We start from the raw sequence: 3252 nt of genomic DNA on the forward strand, positions 1-3252 counted from the left end.
CTGTTCTTCACCCTTTAAGTACCAATGTTTTTGCTCAGCCACAGGGCTATAGTTCACCGGCAAGAAGGGGATGTCTTCGTCATAAATAAATGGGCTACTGGACGATTGAAACAGCTGATTCACCGCCAACACCATGTTGGCACTGGAGCGCCAGTTCGTTCCCAATGTGTAATGGGCACTGACCTGATTTCTTGCTTTGATGTACGTGAAAATATCCGCCCCACGGAAACCGTAAATCGCCTGTTTAGGATCGCCAATCATAAACAGACCGCATTGCGGGTGATCGAGATAGATACGGCTGAAAATATTGTACTGAAGTGGATCCGTGTCTTGGAATTCATCGATCATCGCGACCGGATATAAAGTGCGAATTCTCTCGGTTAACTGACCCGCTTCATCCAAGTCTATCGCAGCAGAAAGTTGAGTAAGAAGATCATCAAAAGAGAGCCACTGTTTATGCTTTTTCGCGCTCGCCAGCTTCTCACGACATTCTTTAATCGCATGGGCCATCAGCGGCGCTTTAAGATTTACAGGGGCCGATAAAAAAGCTTGAATCGCTTCAAACACTTCGTGCTGGGGGGCTTCGCCTTTTGGGGTTTTCTCTCGCAGTACATCTTGGGAGAATCGTTCCAACTTATCGGGGAAATCATAGTTATCCGTTGGCTGTGAAGCCCATGCGGTGATGCTCTCTAGCCATTGCGGTAAGGATTTTTTGGTGTAACTGCGTTTGTTAATATCTGAGCCAGAGATGAGAGCCAGAAAGTCAACTTGATGATCCATCCAATGACGCTTTAGGACATCAATTTGGGCAAGATTGTCCTGATGTAATGTAGAAAGGTCTCCACTCATAGCGTCGACTGATAATGTCAGCGGCGATCCACTTAAATACCGACCAATATCAGACAAGAGTGATGCTGGCGATCCCCAGATACGTCTCACTTCGCCCGCTAAGTTGATAGGCAAAGGGTAAAAGTTTCGACGCCAATAATCGGCAATCACTTGCGCTTTAAGGTGGCTTTCATCGGTGACAAATTCGTTATCAAAACGGCTGCCTGATTCAAAAGCATTTTGAGTAAGCATGCGCTGACAAAAACCATGAATGGTGTACACCGCCGCTTCATCCATTTGACGCTCAGCCTGCAACAGTATTTTTGCCGCTTCTTTATGATTGCTTACCGCAGCAAGTAGCGGTGCAATCACCGGATCATCACTCTGGCTTCGGGAAAAAGCAATGCGAGCATCATGGATTCTTGCCCGAATACGATCCCTCAATTCAGCCGTTGCCGCTTCGGTGAACGTCACCACCAAGATTTGATCAACGGTCAGCGGTGTCGAATGGCGTGTCTCTCCGTCACCATGCCCGAGCAGCAAGCGAAGATACAAACCGGCAATCGTAAAGGTTTTTCCTGTCCCTGCCGAGGCTTCAATGAGTCGTGCACCATGCAGAGGAAAAGTCATTGTATTTAGTGTTGTTGCCACAATTTTAGGTGTCATTGTACTCAAACCTTTTATTACCTATTGCATCTTAATGACCTAGAGTTAGGCGGTCACTATTCTACAATCAAATGCTTACTCTATTTCGACACTACATCTATTTTGAAACTAGGCCTGTTGCGAAATAACGTGATCCAGTTATGAAAAATATGACAAATCCGTCCTCAGTCGGTATTCATTCTAAGGGAGTGCGATCTTACTCACGGCATAGGCCCTTAGGAGCCGATAGTATGCCGCTCATTGGTTCAACTGCAGGTCAAATCAATACGTTAACCTGCGATATCATTCTAAGATACCGACCCTAATACCAACCTAATAATGGTCCCTCTGACCTGTGGCCGTACAGAAAACGCCCTACACTATAATGATTGACTGGCGGCCACTTTATTCCCTTTTACTGATCACTTTTCATTACCACGGGATCGACACTCAAATAAGTTCTTAGTATCCACTCATTACGCATCGGCCGCATTGACTAGAGCTAATCGTGGCGCTTGAATGATCAGCGACGACAACACTCTAACTTGTGCAGCGAGTTCATCGTTCCATTCGGGCCAAATTCGGGAAATATACGTATTCGCACCTTCCCCTGCTATTTGAAAACCATCATTGAATGTCGCGGACATTTTTTTGAACGACTTATCTTCATCATCCACCCACTTACCTCGACTAAAGCCCGCATCGACGTTAGCCAGTGCCGTTTTAGGGAAGTAGCACAGAGGTTTCGTCATTCCCTGATAATAGAGACGAACAAATTCATTGAGTAAATCTTGTGCGTACTTGGCATCATCGATGGCGGGATACAGTTCGTGCACAACGCCTTCTTTTCGATCGTAACCAATAATGTGAGTCGGTTTCGAGATGCCAGAAATGGAAAGCAAGAGGTGGTCAATCCAAGCAGACAAATAGTCTTGAGAGCGAATTTTACCACTGCGGTAACGCACAAGGCCGGATTGATAATGATGGGTCAACCATCCATGTAACTGGACGTTTTTTTCCTCCCCTAGCACATCGATCATCAGGCTTACATCTACATCGTCTTGTCGCTGACCACATAGAAATGACAGTGTTTCCAACAGTTCTTCGGCTTGTGCTCGATTAGTTTCAAACTCTATATCACCAAAAGCGCCAACGGGCAATTTACCTTGCGCTCTCTGTTCACAAACAAATCTCTCAACAATACTTTGGCTGTTAGGGTTACCTTTTAGGCGATCGTCCAACAAGCTATCAAGCAATTGATCCCGTAGCTGATAACTTTCCAGCCCATTCAGCACAAAGGGTTCTTCGTTTTCCATAATGGGTAACGGAGGTTCAAAAGACACTTTTAAGCGGCGGTTAAAGAAGTACTGAACGGGTAAGCGCCAAAAACGTTGCAGCTCCACTAAATCGAGTTCAATCGGAAATGTCGCTCCAAGTAAAAAATCACTCAACTGACGCTCAAACTCACCGCTCTTTTGGCCTTGTCGATTCACAGCTGGCATCCACTCTTTAGCGTAGCTGCCAGACAAACTAGAGAACTCATTTGGGCTAAATGGCACCATCGCATGTTGAGTAATGAGTGATGCGACCAAGCGATCACCCGACGCATCACAAGGAAGATCCTGATCATCCGAAAGACAGTAATTTTGGTGACAATACTCCAACAGCTCCGACACCAACACGGAAGGGACTTTCTCGGTATTGTCTTGAATCGAGCGGCCAACATAACTGATGTACAGTTTTTGAGTGGCCGACAAGATCGCTTCTAAAAACATGTAG

Annotated in this window: 1 protein-coding gene and 1 pseudogene; both read right to left on the minus strand. The window is 45.8% G+C overall.

Going from position 1 to position 3252, the window contains the following annotated elements; translation table 11 throughout:
• The coding region (locus ACP45E_RS18895; RefSeq protein WP_017040318.1) for a UvrD-helicase domain-containing protein at window positions 1–1494 on the minus strand (1494 nt) is incomplete at its 3' end.
• A 455-nt stretch (window positions 1495–1949) separates the two neighbouring features.
• Window positions 1950–3252: pseudogene (gene recC / locus ACP45E_RS18900) on the minus strand (exodeoxyribonuclease V subunit gamma); the annotation flags it as partial.

It is taken from the genome of Vibrio genomosp. F10 str. 9ZD137 (genome assembly GCF_049974785.1).
GTDB lineage: Bacteria > Pseudomonadota > Gammaproteobacteria > Enterobacterales > Vibrionaceae > Vibrio.